The sequence below is a fragment of the Flagellimonas sp. HMM57 genome (assembly GCF_021390175.1).
In the GTDB taxonomy this organism is placed as follows: domain Bacteria; phylum Bacteroidota; class Bacteroidia; order Flavobacteriales; family Flavobacteriaceae; genus Flagellimonas.
Genome location: NZ_CP090004.1, coordinates 3,130,019 through 3,152,677, shown reverse-complemented (window position 1 = coordinate 3,152,677; position 22,659 = coordinate 3,130,019). Strand labels below are relative to the sequence as shown.

11 protein-coding genes are annotated in these 22,659 nt (G+C 39.7%); 1 reads left to right on the top strand and 10 read right to left on the bottom strand.

Annotated features, from left to right (window positions below; translation table 11 throughout):
• Positions 1 to 13 precede the first annotated feature (13 nt).
• The 9 genes from LV716_RS13975 to LV716_RS13935 form a co-directional block, all read right to left on the bottom strand.
• Positions 14 to 1,120: a glycoside hydrolase family protein gene (locus LV716_RS13975; protein WP_163418405.1), complete on the bottom strand. Its 1,107-nt coding sequence runs from the start codon at positions 1,118 to 1,120 to the stop codon at positions 14 to 16.
• A gap of 8 nt (positions 1,121 to 1,128) precedes the next feature.
• Entirely contained in the window at positions 1,129 to 3,510 is a 2,382-nt protein-coding gene (locus tag LV716_RS13970) for an alpha-xylosidase (RefSeq protein ID WP_163418404.1), read from the bottom strand.
• A 105-nt stretch (positions 3,511 to 3,615) separates the two neighbouring features.
• Positions 3,616 to 4,797, bottom strand: coding sequence for a glycoside hydrolase family protein (locus LV716_RS13965; protein ID WP_163418403.1), 1,182 nt, complete (start codon positions 4,795 to 4,797; stop codon positions 3,616 to 3,618).
• A gap of 10 nt (positions 4,798 to 4,807) precedes the next feature.
• A complete protein-coding gene (locus LV716_RS13960) occupies positions 4,808 to 6,976 on the bottom strand; it encodes an FAD-dependent oxidoreductase (protein WP_233759142.1) in 2,169 nt (722 codons plus the stop codon).
• Between the two features lie 191 nt (positions 6,977 to 7,167).
• Positions 7,168 to 8,835, bottom strand: a complete 1,668-nt coding sequence (locus LV716_RS13955; protein ID WP_163418401.1) for a sodium:solute symporter family protein — start codon at positions 8,833 to 8,835, stop codon at positions 7,168 to 7,170.
• An 86-nt stretch (positions 8,836 to 8,921) separates the two neighbouring features.
• On the bottom strand, positions 8,922 to 11,252 hold the full coding sequence (locus LV716_RS13950; RefSeq protein ID WP_163418400.1) for a discoidin domain-containing protein: 2,331 nt from the start codon (positions 11,250 to 11,252) through the stop codon (positions 8,922 to 8,924).
• Between the two features lie 109 nt (positions 11,253 to 11,361).
• Complete coding sequence (locus LV716_RS13945; RefSeq protein ID WP_233759141.1) at positions 11,362 to 14,796, bottom strand: VCBS repeat-containing protein; 3,435 nt, start codon at positions 14,794 to 14,796, stop codon at positions 11,362 to 11,364.
• Between the two features lie 71 nt (positions 14,797 to 14,867).
• Positions 14,868 to 16,694, bottom strand: coding sequence for a RagB/SusD family nutrient uptake outer membrane protein (locus LV716_RS13940; protein ID WP_163418398.1), 1,827 nt, complete (start codon positions 16,692 to 16,694; stop codon positions 14,868 to 14,870).
• Positions 16,695 to 16,712: 18 nt separating this feature from the next.
• On the bottom strand, positions 16,713 to 19,787 hold the full coding sequence (locus tag LV716_RS13935; protein WP_163418397.1) for a TonB-dependent receptor: 3,075 nt from the start codon (positions 19,785 to 19,787) through the stop codon (positions 16,713 to 16,715).
• Positions 19,788 to 20,191: 404 nt separating this feature from the next.
• Between LV716_RS13935 and LV716_RS13930 the strand changes: the two genes are divergently transcribed.
• Entirely contained in the window at positions 20,192 to 21,220 is a 1,029-nt protein-coding gene (locus LV716_RS13930) for a LacI family DNA-binding transcriptional regulator (RefSeq protein WP_163418396.1), read from the top strand.
• 108 nt (positions 21,221 to 21,328) lie between these two features.
• Here LV716_RS13930 and LV716_RS13925 read toward each other — a convergent pair whose 3' ends face one another.
• Complete coding sequence (locus tag LV716_RS13925) at positions 21,329 to 22,591, bottom strand: multiheme c-type cytochrome (protein ID WP_163418395.1); 1,263 nt, start codon at positions 22,589 to 22,591, stop codon at positions 21,329 to 21,331.
• Positions 22,592 to 22,659 lie beyond the last annotated feature (68 nt).

The window sequence follows — 22,659 nt, the reverse complement described above, 5'->3', positions numbered from 1 at the left end:
TTCTAGAATTCCATTATTTATTTAGTATCTTCTCTCCGATAATCAGAGGTATTTGCACATTTCTTAGGTCTTCATGGCCTTCTGCAGTTGTCGTTTTAACAGCACATAGTACTAGTTTAGGCTCCCCGTTTTCCATATACACTTGAGGACGCTCGAGCAATTCAACCTCTTCAATTTCTCCATCTTCCCACTTAATTTGCCTTTTAGAGGCCAGGGGGTTAGCTGACAGTTGCCAGTCAATTCCATTTTCTGATTCAAAACATGCCAGTGTGTTCCATATACCAGTAAAATCTCCGCGTACATCTTTAACAATGGCCCTGTATTTACCTTTGTAATAATAAATTGACGGATCCTCTGCGGGAAAGTCACTTCCCTCAACAGTGAATATTGGATCAGGGTGTTTCTTGAATGGTCCCGTCGGGGAGTCTGATGTAGCCACGCAATGTACAACAGGTCCTCCGAAGACACCCGGTCTCTTTTTACCTACTGCTTTGTAGACCATCAAAAATTTCCCATCTGAGCCTTGGGTTACCGAAGGGTTGGTTACACATAACGCATCTATGGATGTAGAATCTTTGCCCACATCTACCAATGGTACATCCATTCGCTCCCATGGACCATTTGGATCCTTAGCAACCGCTACACCAATACGTTGATTGTTACGATGCACCCAATTCAATTTTCCTTTTGTTGGCGTGGAATAATTGATTCCATCTCCCGTATTTCCCATATAGTAGAGATAATACGTATCGCCAAACTTATGGATTGTGGGGTTGTGCGTACAAAGACCATCCCAATATTCAGCTCCTCTCGGTGGAAGTGCTACATCTTTATGTTCAAAAGGACCAAAAGGAGACTCAGAAACGGCATGTGCAATCTCTGAATGCGTTGTCCATGCACTGCCCAAAGATTTAAGCCATCGGGAATAGAACATATGATACAATCCGTCATTTCCTTTAGTAAGCGTAGCTCCCCAAATACTATATGTGCTGTCTTTGAATACAGCGGTACTGGGTGCAGCACCAAATTCGAGAGCAAACTCTTTAGCTGGTTCTTTTTCTTTTTTTGGTTGGCAAGAGGATAATACTACTGTAAGGATACAAATAATAGCTAGTCTCATTTGATTGATTATTGTATGATTTTAAATTTGGTATTTACTCCGTTTTTATTCAAGGTCCAAGAATTTTCACTTTTTGTAGCGGAAATTTCAATCAGTTTGTCATCCTCTGGCAAGCAGATATCTCCATTGGAGTTAGCGCCTCCTGTACTGTACACTTTCAGGTCAATTTTGGACCAGTCCATAAATTTGGTCGATTGCGCAAGCTTGATATGTGGAATAATCGTATTATCCCGAACCAACATAACGACAGGTATTTCTCCTGCTGTAATCGTGTGCCATCCTTTATCATAAACTTTTCCAGTTTGATAGTCTATCCACTTTCCTTCAGGCAGGTATATGCTTCGTTCTTTGATCTCTTCGAATAAAGGAGCAACCAAGATGTCTTCACCGAACAGGTATTCGTCATCCACCAACCAAGTTCCCGGGTCATCTGGAAATTCAACAAAAAGTGCACGCATCATGGGCAATCCGGTTTCGGTACATTTTTTAGCCTGTGCATAGATGTATGGCATCAACTGGTAGCGCATATTCGCGGCGTTCCTAAATTGTGAGAGAAACGGCTCTCCATACTCCCAAGGCTCAGTTGGTGGAAAACCATGGGAACGCGTATGGGATGTAAGCATCCCGAAAGGAGTCCATCTCCTATATAAATCTTCAGGACAAGGGTGAACAAAACCTCCAATATCGTGACTCCAGAATGAAAAACCGCTAAGCCCTATGGATAGTCCTCCCCTTAATGTAGCGGCCATGGCCGTATTTGTATTGGCAGGATCTCCACCCCAGTGTACCGGATAACGTTGACTCCCCGCCCAAGCACTACGTGCCCACATAATCTGCTCTCCTTTTATTTCTTGAGTGATTTCTGCTACGGCTTTGTTGTATCGTAATGGGTATAAATTATGCTCATAAAACCCAGTTTTGCCCGAAGCATAAATCCCAGTATAGGGAGCTGCTTCACCAAAATCAACTTTAATCGCACCTACTCCAAGTTCAAGTAATCTTCCTATTTTACCTTGGTACCATTCCACAGTTTTGGGATTGGAAAAATCCAGCACGGCATCATTGTAAGGCACATTTCCTTTTCCATTTTTTACATGAAGGCCATTACCTACAATTTCATCGAACAGTTTATTGTGAGGCACAAAATACGGAAGCTGCCATAGGCATGTTTTGAATCCATCTTTATCGAAATCAGCGATCATGCCCTCCGAATCATCGAAACGATTCTCTGAAAATTTATAATCACATCGCCAATCTTCTTCGAACCAATTCGTGTCGAAATGAATCACATCGCTTGGTATCTTATGCTTACGCAGATTTTTTGCAACGGCACGACCTTCCTCTTCACTGGCGTAAGAAATACGGCTCATCCAAAACCCAAAGGACCACAGTGGTGGCATTTGGGCCTTTCCAGTGAGATCAGTGTACTCATTAAGTACTTCTTTAGGATCTCCGATGAAAATGAACAAATCCAAAGTCTCATCACCGACCATCAACGCATTGACACCGCTAAAATATCTGCCAAAATCACAAGTAATGGGCGAAGACGTATGCATGAACATGCCATACCCCCGACTACTCATAAAAAAAGGAATAGGTTTGTAGTTCGATTCATTCTGAACACCATTGGCATCATCAGAAAACAATACTACTTTGCTTCCTCTTTTATTGAATTCGGTATAGGATTCCCCACATCCATAAATCTTCTCGTTGGGCGAAAGTGAAAAAGCAGCATTAAAGCTTCGCGAATAGTCCGTTGCTCGTTGTACAAAGGAAAAAGGCATTACGGGCGTGTAGGTATTCTCTGCATGGTCCACATGATGACTGGTTGAAGTAAGTAATTTTCCTTTATTATCATAGAGTGACACCTTCCATGGGTATACAGAAATAACCAGTTTCGCATGCTTGCTCGCATAGGTGTGCTCACCAGATTTATATGTGTATTTCCATGGTTTTGCCTTAGGCACGGTACCATTGACCAACATCAATGAAGATTCGTCCGGAGTTGCATCAACTCCACTGTATACTTTCAATCGTACCGCTCTATCCGACACGAATTCAAGGGCAAATGCCTTGTTGGGCGATGCTGGGTACTCTGCATCAGGAAATTCATTGGGCGTAACAGGCTTCAAAACGCCCAGCATATTGTTGAACGCTATTCTTGTTTTGTACTCATGGCGTTTGTAGTTGATTTCCCCAATACCCGTTTTAGGGTCAAAAGAGGCCAAACTATCTGCAAAATAGTAGGTATTCTGAAAATCAAAAAAGTCGGAACTGATATCAACAGGTTCGTTTACCAATTTGTATCCCGGAATTTGAGCATTGACACTTAATATTGAAATAATGGCAATAATAACTGTCGCACTAATTTGTTTTATGTAGATTCTCATTAATTAGTAGTTTGATTTTTTATTTATCCTTAATACATTTTTATTTTTCCGAAATAGATTTCTACAATTCTGTACATCGTTTGAAATTGTACACTATTAGACTTTTTATTTTGAACTGTTCAATGGAATCCTCAAGTTGCAGGCATGTCCCCTGTGCACTCCATCAACCGTGATACCTAATGCGCCAAAAAGGAACGTTGGGGTACCATCTTCGACCAATAACTGTGGTCGTTCAATTTTATACTCGGTTCTGGTACCATCAGCCTTGAGTATTTTTCCAGGCACTACCAAAGGATATTTTGATTGTACCCAATCGTATCCATTATCCGATTCCATCAATGCAATAGCCCCGGTATCCCCTGTAAATAGACCTTTTATATCGGTCACAAGAGCATAGTATTTTCCGTCCTGACTCCATACGTAGGGGTCTTCGGCAAACATGTGACCATCTTCTGATTCTTTCAGTTCAAAAATGGGTTCTTCATGCTTGGTAAATGGTCCAAGTGGACTATCGGCGAAAGCAGCAAGAAAACGTACACGACCACCTTTGGAAGCATGCCAAGTATCATTGTTTTCCATGTCCACTGGTTTCCAATCGTCGGTCTTTGCAACCACTTTGTACACAGCGAATATTTTCCCATCTGGACCTATGTTCACTGCAGGATTGTTCACTGCAAGTGCATCAAGAGCTTTTGGATCTTTATCAATGTCAATAACAGGTTCATCAAATCTGTTCCATGGACCTTCCGGTTTATCTGACCATGCTACCCCAATTCTTTGATTATTCCTATATATCCACCAGTCTTTGTTCTTCATGGAAGTGGGTTGTACCGCTTCCACCGAAGAAGTCGTGCCCATGTAGTATAGGTAGTACTGTCCATCAACTTTAATGATATTGGGGTTGTGTGTCGTAGTTCCGTCCCAAAACGCTTTCCCTCTTGCAGGTAATGCCACATTCACATCTACGTAAGGTCCTTCAGCTTTATCAGCTACCGCATAAGCAATCTCTGAATCAGTAACCCAACCCATATGCCCCAACTCATATTTCCATCTGGAATAATACATATGGTATTTACCATCGTATCCCTTGACTACCGAGGCTCCCCAAATATGATAATCCTGACTAATCTTTATATGATTGTCTGAAACTGGTTGCACCATGGCCCCTAGGTTGAGCTCATTTTCTTTCTGACCACAAGCTACAAGTAGACAAACAAGAAAAATACCTTTTAGGCCAAATAGGTTACGGTTTACCACGATACGCTTTTTGTAATCACTACTAATCATGTACACTGTTCTAAGAAGGGTATACGGCAACCTTAAACAATGCAACGGGTATGTGTTTTTCACTTTTCTTAAACACTACAGAAATCGCATCTGTCTGGATAGGATTGTCCAGTTCGATGGTATTGATGGCTTGGTAATTATTATTTTTTGAAAAAATCACATTTCCCTCGGCATCATGTATTTCATAATCAGATTGCATAAATGTGGTGACAGACTTTGGATGCGTCATTAAAATGGATTCGAGCGCATTGTCATAGTCCGAATCGAAAAAGAGTTTAATTCGCCCTATGGTCTGTTTTTTGTCCCATTGCAAACTGAGTTTTGGGTTTTTATCATCAATGTCAGACAGCCATACGTTTGTATTTCCGCATGAGGTTGGCCTCAACTGCTGATTCTTTAGATTTTCCGTAAAAAAGCCTTGTATTGGAGGGGTAATGTCCAGAGCCAAGTTTTTTCCTTTTGGAAATCTTTGCGGGGTCCAGAATTCAAAGGTATCAACCCCGATACCTTCAGGCGGTTCTTGTATTCCATAGTTTGATACGGCCGGATTCACCTTATGCTGCACGGTCATAACTCCCGAAAATCTTTCATCTGACAACGCTATTTCCACTACTTCATTCTTCATGAAACATAGGTAGACATAGCCGTCAGAATCCAATTCCTTTTCGCTTGTGAACGTGATTTCCTGTTCGCTTTCATGCAACTGAAAGCTTTTGGATTCCAATTCCACATCAGGAGTATAGTGCTTTTTAGATGAACTATGCTTTAATGTTATGGTTACTGTTGTATTTTCTTTTGCTCGTAATTTACCTGTGAAGCTATATTTCGTGTTTGATTTCAATGGTAACAACTGTGCAGTACTTACCGTGAGTGCTTGCCATTCTTTCGAACTGTTCATTGTACTCAAACTTAGTTCCGAGGAAGCCACCAATGAGGCAGACTGGGCTAAATCTTGTGAATCTTCGGTTTCCAATCTAGGAATACTTTGGCCATCCCGATTCAACTCCATTTGTAGCATGCCGATCTTCTCTTCTTCGGACAACACTCTAGGCAACCAATTATTTTTGATACAAATTGCAGCCGCTTTACCGACTGCCTGTGCACCATGGGCACAGGTGAGCATTACTCTTGATGAACCGAATGCTACGTGTGACGCACTGATAATTCTTCCTGCAAAGAAAAGGTTCTCAATGTCTTTGCTGTAATAGCATCGATAGGGAATGGAATACACTCCTTTACTATGCCATTGGGTACAGGAATTATGCTCACTGTATACACCATCAGCAGGGTGAAGGTCCATGGCCCAGCCCCCAAAAGCCACGCTATCATAATAATCCCGTTGCTCAATAATATCTTTTTGGGTCAGCACAAAGTCTCCCTCGAACCTTCTACTTTCTCTTTTTCCTGGAATAGTTCCTACCCATTCCAATGTGAGGTTTTCCGCTTCGGGATACTTACCGCTATTCTTTACATAGTCCCAAATACCGTAGACAACCTTCCAGAGCTCAAATTTTATTTCTTCTGACTGATGCACTGTATCCAATCGTCCACCATATTCTACCCACCAAAGTTTACAACCATGCTCGTTAAGTTGATAGTTTTTTATACGTGGTAATTCTCCAGCATTGTCTATCGCAAATGAAGGCGGTACGTATTCAACAGGTTTACCTACATCTTTGGAATAAAAATAGAGTGAGTGCCCTAATAGATTTCCATAGTCCTCAATGTTTGGGGCAAATTGCTCATCAAATTCTTCCGCAGTTTCAGCACCCATACGAAATGAAGCTCCTGCCTTAAAGGCCACGATTCCATCACCCGAAGCATCACAGAAAAGCGGTGCTTTCAATATATATGTTGTGGAGTTTTGGCTACAAAATGCTTTAACCTGTCCGATATTTTTATCATCCGATTTCGTTACATCGTAAACAGCTGTATTCAGCAACAACTGTATGTTGGACTCTTCATAAACTTTTTCAAGCAAAATCGTATCAAAAACAAGTGGGTTTCCTTCTTTGTTACGATAGAGGTTATCCAATAAAACTTCATTGATAAATCCTCCTTCACGGGACCATCTATTGTTGTTGCCCATGTGGGATGTTGCTCCCAATGCCCAAAGCCTTACCTCACTTGAGGAGTTTCCCCCCAAAACAGGCCTATCCTGGACCAAAACAACTTTCAAGTTATCTCTGGCAGCAACTACCGCAGCACACACACCTGACAAGCCCCTCCAACAACAACAAAATCGGCCTCAATTATATTCTGCTTATTATCTCTCGATTTCTCAAATTCTTTTTTGATCATTCTATTATCTACTACTTAATGCTCAGTTGTTCTATAATATTTCCATCTCATACCCTTTTTATAGGATAATCATTGATTATGTTTTAAAAGTGTCTTTATTTTCATTTTTGGATGGATAAAAGCCGATACTATCAGTATTATCAAACCTACAGTCAAAACGATTCCCCGAGATTCTTTTGCTATGCTTCCAAGTACCATCACCAAGATTCCTACCATGGCCAAAGTGACACCCAAAACCTTCAATCCAAAAGTATTCTGTTCACTCTCTTCAATATCCACCACTTGGGTAACTCCAATCATCGTTTTAAACTCATGGTATTGTTCGCTTTCTTTGTCTTTATACCATGCAAATAGCTCATATACAGCCAAAAACAATAGTGGTTGAATGGCCCCGAACAACATCTCATTAGCCCTTGATAACGGTGCACCGAACAGAGGTTCTGCAAGAAATTTCAAGCCTATATTGATAATCAGACTTATAATCGTTATCCATAAGATGGAATTGCCTGTATGCCGTTTTGAAAAACAGGCCCATATCGGTGGTCCGTACAAGGCACATCCAGTTAAAGCACCAATACTCAATACGACATTCACAATACCACCTGCTGCGGGAACCAATAGGGCCACTATTATGGTTCCGATACCGAACAAAACAGTGGATAGCTTAGCCACAAACATGGTTGATTTAAGAGATGCTTTGGGCCGTATGACCCTGAAAATGTCATTGGTGATTACTGAGGCCGCTAAATTCAGAGTTGTATTGACAGAGCTTGCGGTGGCAAAGACCATTCCACCTAGCATCAATCCCAACATACCCATTGGAAGCACTTGTTTACACATTAAAAGGTAAGCGCCTTCGTTTTCAAGCCCACTCAGTTGCGGGTTCAACACTTTATAGACCATTGGGGGCAACATCCAAATAAATGGGCACAGCAGATATAGCCATCCAAAGGTGAGTCCCACTTTTTTGGCACTTTTCGTATCTTTTACGCTAGTATATCGTTGTACGTAAGCCCAATTCCCTCCTATAAAAATGGTACTATAGACCACAAAACCAACAATGAACCACCACGAATACTCTCCACTCGTCCAATCAAAGAAATTTTCAGGGGCTTTCTCTACAAATTGACTGATTCCTCCAACTTCTTGAAAGGACAAATAGACTACAATAATCACAGCAGCGGTCAAAATGACAAACTGTAACACATCCGTAATCATAACTGCCCACAACCCACCCACTACAGTGTACAAGAGAATCAGTAGTCCTAAAACGATAACGCAAGCATCAATTGGAAAACCTGTGGATACATTGATGATCTTTGCAACAGGATAAAGGAAGGAACCTGCATATCCCAAGGACAAAAAGAGGATGATATAAGTATAAAATTTCTGGCTTTTTTCACCCAAACGTTTCCTCACAAATTCGGCAGTGGTAAGGCTATTTGTTTTTCGCCAAGCAGGTGCTATGAAATAGGCTACCAAAAATCCTCCAATACACATCGCCATTTGGGTAGTAATAGCAACCCATCCCAACTCATAGGCAATGGAACCCCAAACCACAAAAGTACCTGCTGAGAAAAAACTCATAAACAGTGACAGCCCACTAATAGGCCATGGAACAGCTCCACCTGCCGCAAAATAGGATTTCATATCTGTACCGCTCTTACGAAAAGCCAAACCGGCCCCTACAATGAGAAGCGAAAACACAATGATGGTGATATAGTCTATTTGGCTCATTATTTCGTCTTTATACTTTTATTTCGGTAAGTTTTCAATTTTATCTTAAATCGTATTATCAGTTTGTTGTTCGCTTTTTTTCAAAATCATTCTATAGTGAGCGTTGCCACTTTCTCGAAATAGCCATATCCATAGCTTACGGTAACCTCATCTCCTTTTTTTAAAGGGAGAAATACATTATTCTTAGTTGCACCTCCTGTTTCAATAGGAATAGTTCCACTTAAATAGGTAGCATATTTACCTTCACTGACCAATTCTACTTCTGTATTATCGCCATTGGGCAAACTCATATTAATCCTAGCTTTAGCCAACTCACCTTGATTAAAGTTAATAGGAGCTTTCAGTTTAATTTTTAGGGTCTTCTTATCTATTTGCCGTACTTCAATCTTGATGTCGCTATTAGCCAAATAGGCCATACTCATGTTGAATGCTGTATTGAATTGTACCCAGCCTTCTGTCCATCCGTAGTTTCCAATTGCCGGGTAATTGGGGTAGTGGTTCGTTTTGGGGGAACCATCAAAAACAAAACGAACTGGGGACAAACGCCCAATACCACCTTCATGGTAAGAGTACCACCCCAAATCCACTCCTTCTATTTCATTAGGACCATCATAGGAAAAGTGCCTTCCCGTTGGATTTCTTCCAAAAGCATTGTCAAAATGGGACCAAACCAATTGCATCAGTCTTTTGTTCAAATCCCCATCCTTAATGATACTGGCCGCGGCCAGCGCACAGGCAGGAAACCCCAGAACATTTCCTGTTTCGTTCCATCCTATGGGAATCCATTCTTCGTTGTCCGTATATTTTCTGAAATCCCACATATTGTTGGATCGACGTACTACAATTTGAGCCCAATCCATAACTTTTTCATATAACCCTGAAGGAGCCTTTTTCGGGTATTGATTCAAGAAATAGGCAAATGCCCGCATGGTCATATGCTCGGACATGCGTTGCCCTTTGGTGGTTATGGGATCTTCCCAATTTAAATGGGCAATCATCCATTCCATTTGACGATATGCTGCATTGAAGTAACTATCGGCATCGCCATCTCCTTGCCTTTTGGCCACTTCATACATCATTAAGTTGGGAATTACCGAATGTCCTGGTGGCAGTTCTCCTTTGGTAGTTCCCAATTTTGTTTTCAGGGCAAACAGATTATGCCCTTCACTTTTATCATATTTTGTTGTAGACCCTGGCCTTACGGCTTCCTTGCTCCATTTTCGTTTCAAGTATTTGTAAACAATCTCGAAATTCTGCTGGGGCAACCATTCTTTTAGGTAAGGGAATGCATATAAGAAATGGGCCAGTTCGGCTTTTTGGTGTTCGTGTTCCAATTCTTGGGAAATCTTCACATCTACATCCCAATGAATCAGTTTTACAATATCAGGCGCCGTTTCTTTGTATGGCTTAAGCTCTCCCCATTTGCCTTCATAGTCTTTTGGAAATTTTGTATTAGGGACATAACTTATTTTACTGTCCATTTGCTTGTACGCTTCGGGATTGGACAGGTATTGCGCTATCAGTGTTTGCAGTGCCCAATTGAAAAAGTCACCATCACGCCATGCCCATGATAAATTCATAATTTCATCGGTTGTGCCTGTATAGTGCCTTGCACCCGCCATGAAATCCATCATGTTTTGATAGGAAACCCTTTCCAACCAAAAGGGTCCAATTCTAAAAGGATGGGACCTACTCGTATCTACAGCAACCTGATATTCAACATCGGATAGCGGGTTGAATTCAGAAAAATCACCTATACCGCCTTTGATTTTTCCTTGATATTCTTTTTTGCCCGTCTTGTGATTGATGACTGAAAAAAGCGCTCCGTCTTTCAATTCAGGTGCTGTAAACCTTTTGGGTTTTCCTAAATTATAACCACTCTGGTTTACCAGAATCTTACGAACAGGGGTAGCATCTTTGGAGACATAATCCTGACCATAGATTTCGAATTCGCTAACCGTCACTTTATATGCTCCGGTAACAGACAATCGCAATCTATCTGTAAGCAGCGGTTTTTTGAAATCAAAAACCACTTCTTTTTCGGTATTATTTTCTTTGATGGCTTCATCTTCCCAAAAACCGTTGAGATAGGTTTGAAGTGCAAATGACGGAATGGCGTTTCCTTTACCATCTACTAGGCTGATTTTTGCCCTAACTATTTCCGTAGCTCCAGGAAGAACAACCAATAACCATTGCCCATCTTCCCCAATTTTGCCAACCCACTTTGTTGTAGCATCTCCATCGATTGTCAGACTAGGTTCATTCTCTCCATCAAATCCGCTAGATGTAGCCGTAGCTGTAGATGAGAGGTTATTCTGTGCACTAAGCGATAGACCGCAAAGAAAAATCAATACAAAAAGTAAAGCACTGGCGGTGCTGTTCCTAGTATTTACAGTAGCGTTTTTTAATTGCGACATCATTAGTTGGTTTGCTTTTAGTCTGTTTTGGCTAATCTCCAAAACTTTAATTCATCTCTATTGGAGCAGTTGTTTTTCTGTGTTTTTAGGTTATGATCTCTTAGGTGAATTATATATCTGCTTTGCTTTGTTTGTTTTTCTGATTTTGATTTGATTTGATGAATTGTACGCTGTCATTTTTAAGGGCAACAATCAAAACATCTTTATGCGTTGCCATATTTATTTTTTTAGCTTTGGCCACGTCGCCTTTTATGAAAAGACCACTTTCATAAGGCATCAGCGGATTAAAATTGCCCTTGCCATCTCCTTCAAGATAAAGTCCATATCCCGCATCTTGTCGTGGAGTTTCCACTTCAAAGCCATAGATGTTACCCATTAGCAATACATCCATGAACCCGTCATTATTAAAATCTTCGTTGATAATAGACGTAACAGCAGTAATCTGTGCCTCACCAGGTAATTCCCTGACCTTGAATTGACCGTCACCTAAATTTTCAAAATAGGATGTCGTAAATGTGTTAGCCTCATATTTTAGGGCATCTGAAATATTCTCCTCTCCGTAAACGTCTATTAATTCTGCAGAGGCAAACGAATGATAATTCTCAAATTTTTTCTTGATAAAGGGCATTTGCTGTGAACTGCATTCCCTACCCCTTAGTGGATATTGCTTACCTTCTTGGTAATAGCCCAAAACGATATCAGTGGTTCCAGTTTGGTCAAAGTCTTTGGCATAAATTGAAAAAGGTTCTTCAACCGAGGTCTGATATTTACTGTTCAGTCCTAAATTACCCGCTATGAAATCAACATCGCCATCATTGTCAAAATCATGAGCCTTGACACTGAACCACCATCCGTTCGTATTTTCCAATCCGGATGATTCTGTAATATTTTGAAAAGTCCCTTTATCATTCTTTAAAAACGTTATGGGCATCCACTCGCCTACCACAGTTAAATCTTCCATCCCATCACCATCTACATCTGCCCATGTAGCATCGGTAACCATACCCAAGGATTTCAAAGCCTCACCAGCCACAGATGTCAAATGGAGCCTTCCCTGATCGGAATCGTTACGGAGCAAGAAACTGGTACCAGGATGTGGATAGTTGCCAGGATATTGCCTTCCTCCAACAAAAAGGTCTAAATCACCATCAAAATCATAGTCAAATGGTTTTACAATGGAACCGCTTGCAGGGACAACATCAAAAGTGCCCATTTTTGTGAAAGCACCTTTGTTGTTTATATAAATTCTGTCTGCATAGTATTTGGAACCGAATTCGTGCTCATTGCCTCCACTGACCACATATAAATCTTGATCACCATCACCATCGATATCAAAAAAGATGGCATCAACGTCTTCACATTCTGCATCTCTACTAAAAGTAGATATATTGGATTTGGAAAATCCACCATCATTTTGCTGCAAGTACAAAGCCCCTGAAATACCTTTGGCTCCTCCTATGTAAATATCTTCGAGTCCATCGTTATCAATATCACCTACTGCCAAGGCAGGGCCCTCTTCTGACATTTTATGTGGCAACAGGATTTCTTTTTCAAAATCATCAAATTGGTTTTCCACCACGCGATGATCAAGGGAAATTTGGTTGGTTATGTTGTCAAAAATTTTATTCGTTTCTGATTGATGTGCTATTTGGTCTGCTTTTTCTGCTTCCGAATGGTTTAAGTTTATGGTTGTATTGGCATTAATGTTTTTTAGGGTTTGTTTTGTGTCATCGGGCCACACAATGGTCAATTGCTCTATTTTGTCTTCTGAGCCAACACCAAAATGAATTGTTTTATCGACAGATGACTGAAAACCTCTGGAGAGGTATTGTTCTATAGTCTGTATTCCATCTTTTGTGGTAATTGTCACCCTAGCTCCAATACCGTCTGTATTTTTTGAAGAACCTTTTAAATTTATTTTTAAGTAGTTTCCCATGCCTAGCTCTGAAGCATTGTTTTTATAGATAAAGGCCTTATCATCCATATTATTTGTGATGATATCAAGATCTCCATCATTGTCTAAATCTGCGTATGCTGCTCCGTTCGTAGCTGTTAATTTTTCTTCGACCCAAATTTTATTCTTTTTCTTAAAAGCCAATCCTCCATCATTTTCAAAGAAGTAGTTGTCTTTTTTTCTGGAGGGCATTCTACGAAGAAGATCTTCGTCTCTTTGTCTTTCCAGTAAGATTTTAGCCTTTTCCGGTGCTTCTTTTATTTTTTCATCATACTCACTTTCCTTTCGCTGTCTGTAATGGATAAAATCAACATTTCTAAAATCCCTTTTTATTCCATTTGAAATAAAAAGGTCTTTGTCCCCATCGTTATCCATATCAAAAAATAGTGGTCCCCAACTCCAATCTGTACTGGAAACACCACTAAAAGAAGCTATATCAGAAAAAAGCGGCGCATTGGTTTCTACACTATTTCCATTATTTAATTGTAAAGTATTGTACATGTATTGGTAATGGAACCCATCTTCGACCAAATTGTTGAATCGTTCTGTATTCATACCACTCATACTGGCCTTAATGCCATAATTATCCTCTGATACCATATCTACGGACATGAAGTCCAACCAACCATCATTATTGAAATCTGCAATATCATTTCCCATAGAAAAATTAGAAATATGCCCTGTAGAACTATTCCCAACATCTTTGAAACTCCCGTCTTGTTGGTTAATGTAAATTCTGTCTTTAGATTCATAGTCATGCCCTACAATTACATCAGGCCAAGAGTCGTTATTCAAATCTCCTATGGAGATACCCAATCCAAATCCGATACCATCATTTATAAGTCCGGCTTTATCAGAAACATCATAAAATAGATTATCGTCGTTTCTAAACAACCTGTCACTGGTTAAAGGCGATTTTATTTTTTTTAGATTGTCCATATCATACAGGACTTTGGTATCTGGATTATGATTTATGAGAAACAGGTCTAAATCTCCATCTTTGTCATAATCAAAAAATGCCGCTTGTGTGGAATAATGGTTAAGGTCTAATTGATATAAACTGGCCTGCTCTTTAAAAACAGGAATACCGTCTTTGTTGTTTCCTTGATTGACAAAAAGCTCATTGTTTCTTACGTCAGCATTTATAAATGGGCCAGATCTACATACATAAATATCAAGAAGCCCATCATTGTTTATGTCCACTACAGTTGATGCCGTACTAAAACCGGGTTCTCCCTCTACTTTAGCAGTCTTCGCTATGTTTTTAAACTTTAGATGACTTTCATTTAAAAATAATTTATTGCTTCCCTGACTTGACACAAAATATAAATCCGTTAGACCATCATTGTTGAAATCGGCAGCAGATACACCAGAACCGTTATACATGTATTCATAGTTTAAGCCATTCATTTCAAGACTTTCGAGTACTCTATTATTGAAATCAAGTTGCGTTATTGAATCTGGGACAATTTCGAAGAGTGTAAAATTGGAGTTTCCATCAGTTGCCCTTGCTTTATCATTATCGGAGCAACCATAAACCAGCATAACAATGGCACAAATTTGTAAACCTAATTTCACTTTCAAATACATGTAAACCAACTTACATTAAATAGGGGTAGTTGACCCTACCCCCATTTAAAAATTGAATAAAAAAAACTAACTCAATAACCGGGATTTTGCTGTACTTCAACTCCAGCGCCGGCCGCGGCATCAATTTCTGACTGAGGTATGGGCCATAAATAATCTCTTGCTGGCTGAAAAAGCCTTGCCTCTACATCCCTATAACTAAAATTCCCCAGCTCTCCTCTTGGTTCTATAGGAGCACCAGGATATGTGACGTGTCCATCATCATCTATGACGGGAACCAATCCTAAATCTCCACCAATCACACTGAATCCATTGGCTGGGCCACCTACAGCTGCTCCATTCATTACTTTTTCAGCAGTACGCCATCTTCTAATATCAAATAAACGGAGACCCTCATTGGCCAACTCCACCTTACGTTCACGTCTGACTATCCTTCTAAGTTCTGCTTGATCCATAGTCGTAACTTCAGGATAAGTGATGCCCGAACCATTATATCCGCGCTCCCTTACCGCATTGATAGCATTCAATGTCGCCTGGTCAATGTTTCCAGATTCTATTTTAGCTTCGGCAAAGTTTAACAATACCTCTGCATAACGTATTAGGGTTAATGGTTGCTCGGACTGGGTAGCAGGGAACGCACGTTCTCCAGCCAAGGCCGGCTCATCTGAGAATTTTTTCCATATATAACCTGTGAACGAGGTAAACTGGTTAGACCCTCCACTATCAAATTCCCTGAAGGTACCTGAAACTGGATCAAGAACATTATCGACAATGCTAACACCTGAAGGATTAGCTGAGTTGGCGTTAAAAACACGTTCTACTCTCTGACCATTTTCTATTCTCCAACAAGCTAGACTATCACTATGCTGATAATATTCATGGTTGGTCCATACATCACCAGGGGTCACAATAGTTGCTTTCATCCTTGGGTCTCTATTTTCAAAAGGGTTTACTGCATCAAAAGCTGGATCTTCGTCTATTGGCAATCCATTTATGGTCTCATAGGTATCCAACGTTGGTTGAAGTGGTACCAATCGGGCCCATCCACCAAAACGCGAGCCTTGTTCTACTGACAAGCGATGTATTTTTGCTCCTTCCGCAAAATTGACACTTAGCAAAATCTCCTCTGCATCAATATTTTCTGGAAGAAACAATGATTCATAATCAGGGTATAACGATACACCCGCATTTTGAACTTCTTCCGCTTTACTTATGGCAAGGCTGTAGTCGCCATTATATAGTGCAATTCTAGAAGCTAAGGCATTGGTTGCATTTGCAGAAGTCCTACCTCTTTCAGCTGCGTTAGTTGGCAGTATGCCTGCTGCAATATCTAAATCTCCCAATATTTGGGCAACCACCTCTGCTTTAGGTGTTCTAGACAAAACCAAATTTTCATCATTCAAAGATGTTACAATGTCTAGTCTCAACGGTACATCTCCGTACAATTCAACTAAGTAACTGTAAAAATAGGCTCTTAAAAATAGAGCCTCAGCACGAATTTCATTAAATCTGTCTGGGTCACTAACTTCTTCGGCCCTAGACATGTTGGCCAATAATGTGTTGGCTCGTTGCACCCCTATATAAAAGTTTTCCCAATACGCTTCGGTTATATCACTTGTTGATGATAAACTACCTTGGGTCACATCTCCAGTACCCACAACACCGCCCCTACTAAAGCCTAAATCGGTTACATGGTCCAAAAGTTGAGGAAAAGGAACACCTCTTACATATGCCAAGCTTTCATATATACCACCCAAAGCAATTTCCAATTCTGCTTCGGTAGAGAAAAAATTCGTATCGGCTGGGGCGCTCGGATCTTCTAAATCCAATACATTGTCTGCACAACTGGATATTCCGGTCATGACAAGACACAAAACAAGAATTAATTTTAGTTTTTTCATTTCTACAATTTTTTTTAATTAAAATCTAACATTTAAGCCTGCAGTATATACCTTAGCTATAGGGAAAAAATTCCCCGTGTTAAAGTTTGGCACTAAAGGATCTATACCCTCAGGCAACTTATCAAAGGTAAATAGGTTTTGGCCCGAAACGAACAATCTAACGGATGTGCCGTTAAGATCAGGCAATTCATACCCGAGAGTGATATTTCTAACTCGCACATAAGAAGCATCATGCACCCAAGTTTCAGTTACCCTAAAATTATGATGTGAACTTAATGCTGTTGGTCTTGGCAATGAAGCATCCGTATTTGTGGGAGTCCAGTAATCCAATTGCCATCTTTGAATTTTACCGGCGTTGAAGAAGGACCATCCTATATCATCACGTAAAAACACATCTCTACCACCAGCGCCTATTACTGAAACTGATACATCGAAACTTTTATACTTTGCAAAGACATCAACACCCCAATTACTTGTATCAATACTATTACCGATTATTGTACGGTCATCATTATTAATAATCCCATCTGGAACACCATCTGGACCGGAAATATCTGCAAATCTTATGTCTCCTGCTTGAAAGTCGCCAAAACTCGGGACCGGTAATCCAGCGTTTAGGTTACCATCAGCATCAAAATCGCTCTCTTGATACAATCCTTCCTCTCTAAACCCAAATATTGCACCTATACTTTCTCCAACCCTGGTGATTGTATCTGCTGGCGGCAACTCATCCAGTCCCCCCAAATCTGTGACCTCATTCTCAAAAAAGAAGTAATTGGCATTGATTCCGTAGGTAAAGTTATCCCCGATAGCACCTTGCCATCCTATGGAAAAGTCCCATCCTTTGTTTTGAACCTCCCCGGCATTTTGTGGGGGTACGGATGCAAAACCTGTTGAAGGTTGTAAAGTCACTCCAAGTAGGATATCCTTTGTTGTTCTGACATAGTATTCACCGGTAAAGGTCAATCTATTATCAAAAAAAGCAGCATCGACCCCTACATTAAATGTTTCTGATACTTCCCATTCCAGTTCAGAGTTTGCCAAGTTAGGTTGCGCCCCTCCGACGGTGGCGGCCCCACCAAGAACTGGGTTTGCATTCCCTACACCAAACTGCGATTGAAAAATAAAGTTGATAGGAACGGAAAGTGGATTGCCAAAATAGTCTTGGATATTGACCCCATTTTCTGTAAGATTGGCAAAGATAAATTGATTCCCCAATTGCCCCCACGAACTTCTAAATTTCAGGTTTGAAACAAAAGAGTCTTCTGGAAAAAAATCTTCCTCTGTTACACGCCAACCTAAGGATACAGAAGGGAAAGTTGCAGATCTGAATCCTGGGGCAAATCTTGAAGAGGCATCCCTTCTTACATTGGCTTCAAGCAAATACTTCCCCTTATAGGCATAATTCACCCTCCCAAATACCGATTCCAAACCACTGACCGTAGCTCTTCCAAAGTTAGTCGCAGTATCGGCATCTCCGTTATTCAACGTACGAAAATCTGGTATAACAAACCCACCTCTAGCAGCTCCAAATGTTTCGGATTGGTCTTTTATAAATTCATACCCCACAAGACCAGACACACTGTGGTCTCCAAAATCTTTGCTATAATTTACGATAAAATTAAAGTTATCAATAAAACGTTCTTGTTTCTCTTGGGCCACTGAAGATAAACCAAGTTGTACAGGGTCTGCATTTGAACTACTTTGCCATACCCATGGTCGGTTAAAATCATTACGACTGATACCCGTATACTGTGGAGCATATGTAGCGGTTAGCGACAATTCTTCAATAGGTCTATACGTAGCTTTAAGAACTCCTCTAAAATAATTTACTATTCTTTCGTCTTCTGAGCCCGTATTCACAAGTGCAACCGGATTTCCTCCACTAAAACCTTCTCCCCAAGTCCCATTATCATTTATAGCGATAAACGTAGGACTCAAACGATTAGCTTGACGGATAACATCTTGCAATGATGCGGGCTGGGTATTAACGTCTCGCCTAAAATTAATATCAAAAGCAACATCAAATTTTTCACTAAATTTTAAATCCGTATTAAACCTCCCTGTAAACCTCTCAAAGTCGAAATTTGGAATATTTCCTTCTTGATTCGTGTAGGAGATAGAAGCTGCAAGCCTTGCTTTTTCAGACCCTCCCCTAACACTAAAGTTATGATACTGCTGCAAACCCTGCTCAGAAAACAATAGGTCAAGCCAATCTGTATCTGGCAAAGCTTCTGTTCCTAAACCCACACCTTCTCTGTAAGCATCGAGAGTTTCCTGAGGAACACCAGCTGGGTCGGCATCGTTAAATGCTTGGAGATATTCCGATGCATTGGCAAAATTCAAGTTTTGGGTTTGCCCCTGCACACCTACATACGTATTGTACGTTGCTTGCAAAACACCATCCCTACCCCTATTTGTAGTAATCAGTATTACACCATTCGCAGCCCTAGACCCATAAATAGCTGAAGCCGAAGCATCTTTTAAAACCGAAATGGATTTAATATCAGAAGGATCTAGACCATTAATATCATCTGGAATTCCATCAACCAAAACCAATGGATTGTTGTTATCCCCCGAACCTATTGTACCAAGCCCCCTTATACGTAGGGTAGCCCCGTCATTACCAGGTTGCCCACTGCCCTGCACCGCGGTTAATCCTGGCACCAGTCCGGCTAAGGCCTGTGAAGTTTGTATGACAGGTTGCCTAGTAATTTCCTCAGCCTTTACCGTCTCTACCGACCCAGTGAGATTCACTGCCTTTTGGGTGCCATACCCAACCACAACCACCTCATCTAGTTGGGCAGAATCTTCCTCTAAGGTAATGTTTATGGTAGAACTGCTCCCGACTGTAATGCTTTGCGAAGCAAAGCCAATGTAAGAAAATGACAATACACTTCCTTCAGCGACTTTAATCGTATAATTCCCGTCAAAATCAGTTTGAGTACCATTTGTTGTTCCTTGGACAACAATAGTGGCACCAGGAAGAGGCATACCGTCCGTGTCCTTCACTGTACCTGTTATTTGCTTTTCCTGTGACCACAGCATCCCGCTAATGGATAGAAAAAACATAACAAAGAGTAGCTTTTTCATAAAATTAAATGTTTAGTTAATTAGTAAGTGGAAAGATATACACAACTATTATATTATTCCGGAAAACGTGATTAAAGTTTCTGAAAACGTTACCGGAAACGTTTTAAATTTACGGAATCGTTTCCGGAAATTTATTATATCTGTGTTTAAACAGTCTTTTTTTAGGAAGTATCCAAATTTTGGCTCTACTTTTTTTGATATGATTATCTCTACAATCTATACCTAACCAAAATGCTCAACATATTTGGATTCAGTAATATAATGTTTATCTAAAATTGAAAATTGCTAAACATTTTAAGGGTTTATTTAAAATTTACCAAGGTTTTTGTAAGTTTATCCTTCTAGTTTATAAAATTTCCGGAAATTTATATAAGCTATATATTTAATTTTCTTAAAAAAATGTTATGAAACGTATAACTATAAAGGATGTTGCTAAAAGGCTCAATGTTTCCATCTCTTCTGTTTCAAGAGCGTTTAACGATAAATATGATATTAAGAAAGAAACTAGGGAACTTATTTTAACTACCGCAAAGGAAATGGGCTATTCTCCAAACCCTATTGCCAAAAAATTGAGCCAGAACAAAACATTTAATATCGGCGTTGTTGTACCTGAGTTCATAAGTGAGTTTTTCTCGGAAATTATAATGGCAGTGCAAGAAGTGTTTATAAATGAAGGCTATCAAGTATTGGTAATGCAATCTGAAGAAAGTCCGATACAGGAATTAAAAAATGTTAAAACTTTGATTAACAATATGATTGATGGGCTAATAATTGCCCCAGCGACAGAAAGTAATAATATGGAATACTATTTGGAACAAAAACAAAATGGATACCCAATAGTTTTTTTGGGAAGGGTGGAGGAATCATTGCAAGCAGACAAAGTGCTTTTTAATAACCAAAAATGGAGTTTTTTTGCTACGGAACATTTAATATCACAAGGTTATAAAAAAATATACCATCTAGCTGGACACAAGAACTTATGCGTTTCAAACGAAAGGATCAAAGGATTTTTAAAAGCTATCAGAAAACACAAATTTCCAAAAGGGAATTACAAGATTATAGAAACAGGATTATTGGCTAAAGAAGGTATAGAAATCATTGAAGACCTTATTTACAAGCATGATTTGCCTGACGCTTTTTATTGTGAAAACGATTTAGTGGCCATTGGTGCAATGAAAAAATTGAAGGATAATGGATATCGTGTTCCTGAGGATATAGCTATCATGGGGTTTACGGAGACTCGAATGGCAGAATTGGTCACTCCTCCCCTAAGCAGTGTGAAACAGCCTACTTTCGAAATGGGCAGGCGAGCCGCAGAACTTCTATTAGAACTAATGAAACATAAATCACAGAAAACCAAGACCATTGTTCTAAATGGGGAATTAAAAATTAGAAGGTCGTCCACTAGAAATGTTGCCAATCTGATCAATTGATTGCGCTGTAGACACTTTGAAGGCTAAAAAACACAAAGTCATAAATCAGCTCAAATTTAATTATCAAAAAAGATTCAACACCTGTTGTTTCATTACCCATTGAATGTTCTAACGATTTTTGGACTCTGTTGTAAGTTTTTTTATATATTCCATTAAATCTTCCGATGCTTTTTCGTAAACGGCAATTCGATGCGTTCTGACCAATAGCGAATCTATATTGGTCAAATCTTGCGATTGAATTGTTAAAACTGAAGAAGGGAGTTTTGGCATATGGCAGTCTATGCAATTATTAGTGGACACAGATTCTTTTACGTAAGACGATTTGTGAATTTGTTCTGGTTCCTGGTGACATTCCATACATCTCTGAGAATACAATTTTAGATTTTGTCGTTCTTTCCGATGGGGATTATGACATGACGAACAGTCCATCGTTTCGGACTCAATGAAGCACTTGCTAGAAGTTAATAGGCCGTATTGGTTGCCATGAACATCTAAACTATTGATTTCTTCCGGCAAGTAATTGGCTTTTGTGAATTCATCCAAAACATCACCAGTTTTAAAAGAAAAAGGTCTCTTGATTGGTTCCCTAAGCCCTGAATGACACTTAGCACAAGCATCTAACCTTTGCTGCCGACTCAATTTTGTAATATCCAGTATAAATTCTGGGTTTTTTTCATTAGGATTTTGTTGATGGAAGTCCACATGTTTGGACGAAGGTCCATGGCAACTTTCGCATTGTATTCCCAGAATGACTTGTTTTTTATCATAGGCGGGACTGAAAAAATCATCCGGTTGAATATTTTTAGCAAAAGTGGTGTGGCAAGTAAGACATGTTGGAATTATGGATCTGTTCATCTGAACCTTATTGTCCACATAGCCTGGACTATTTACCCAGCTTTTTTCTACTTGGGAGTAAGATACCGGTAGTTGTGATAATGTATTTTGATGCCAGTATAAATAGGATTGCCCTTTAACTCCTGAACCAACTATAATATGAAAAGGAACTTTGTTGAGGTAAGTGCCATTTATGTACACAGCTTGATAAAGCTGTCCATTTTCTTCAACCATCTTGTAAACAATTCCTTTTTTTAACTCAAGGTGGTTATTATTATCTTCAAAACTGCCCAGTATGGATGACTTATCAGCTTTCTTTGAGGTTAAGTAATGGGCGGTCTCTAAATGATCTGAATACATTTGTTCATGACAAGATTGACAAGTTATTGAACCTACAAATTGGTTTCCGTCGTAATCGGACACGATTTCGAGTTTCAACTCCTTGGCTTCATAAGAATTACATTTATAAGAAATAATGATGCAAAATATGCATAAAACGATTCCAATAGCCGTGTTCTGAAGAGGTTTTGTATTCATACACTATCGTAAGTTAATTTATTTCATGTTATTTTAAGCGTATTCACCCTAATCAATATCTACTACCA

Bases quoted from the DNA above. Each gene is read 5' to 3' on its own strand.
- LV716_RS13945 (WP_233759141.1), bottom strand. From the start codon at position 14,796: ATGTATTTGAAAGTGAAATTAGGTTTACAAATTTGTGCCATTGTTATG.
- LV716_RS13955 (WP_163418401.1), bottom strand. From the start codon at position 8,835: ATGAGCCAAATAGACTATATCACCATCATTGTGTTTTCGCTTCTCATT.
- LV716_RS13975 (WP_163418405.1), bottom strand. From the start codon at position 1,120: ATGAGACTAGCTATTATTTGTATCCTTACAGTAGTATTATCCTCTTGC.
- LV716_RS13925 (WP_163418395.1), bottom strand. From the start codon at position 22,591: ATGAATACAAAACCTCTTCAGAACACGGCTATTGGAATCGTTTTATGC.
- LV716_RS13935 (WP_163418397.1), bottom strand. From the start codon at position 19,787: ATGAAAAAGCTACTCTTTGTTATGTTTTTTCTATCCATTAGCGGGATG.
- LV716_RS13930 (WP_163418396.1), top strand. From the start codon at position 20,192: ATGAAACGTATAACTATAAAGGATGTTGCTAAAAGGCTCAATGTTTCC.
- LV716_RS13940 (WP_163418398.1), bottom strand. From the start codon at position 16,694: ATGAAAAAACTAAAATTAATTCTTGTTTTGTGTCTTGTCATGACCGGA.
- LV716_RS13950 (WP_163418400.1), bottom strand. From the start codon at position 11,252: ATGTCGCAATTAAAAAACGCTACTGTAAATACTAGGAACAGCACCGCC.
- LV716_RS13965 (WP_163418403.1), bottom strand. From the start codon at position 4,797: ATGATTAGTAGTGATTACAAAAAGCGTATCGTGGTAAACCGTAACCTA.
- LV716_RS13970 (WP_163418404.1), bottom strand. From the start codon at position 3,510: ATGAGAATCTACATAAAACAAATTAGTGCGACAGTTATTATTGCCATT.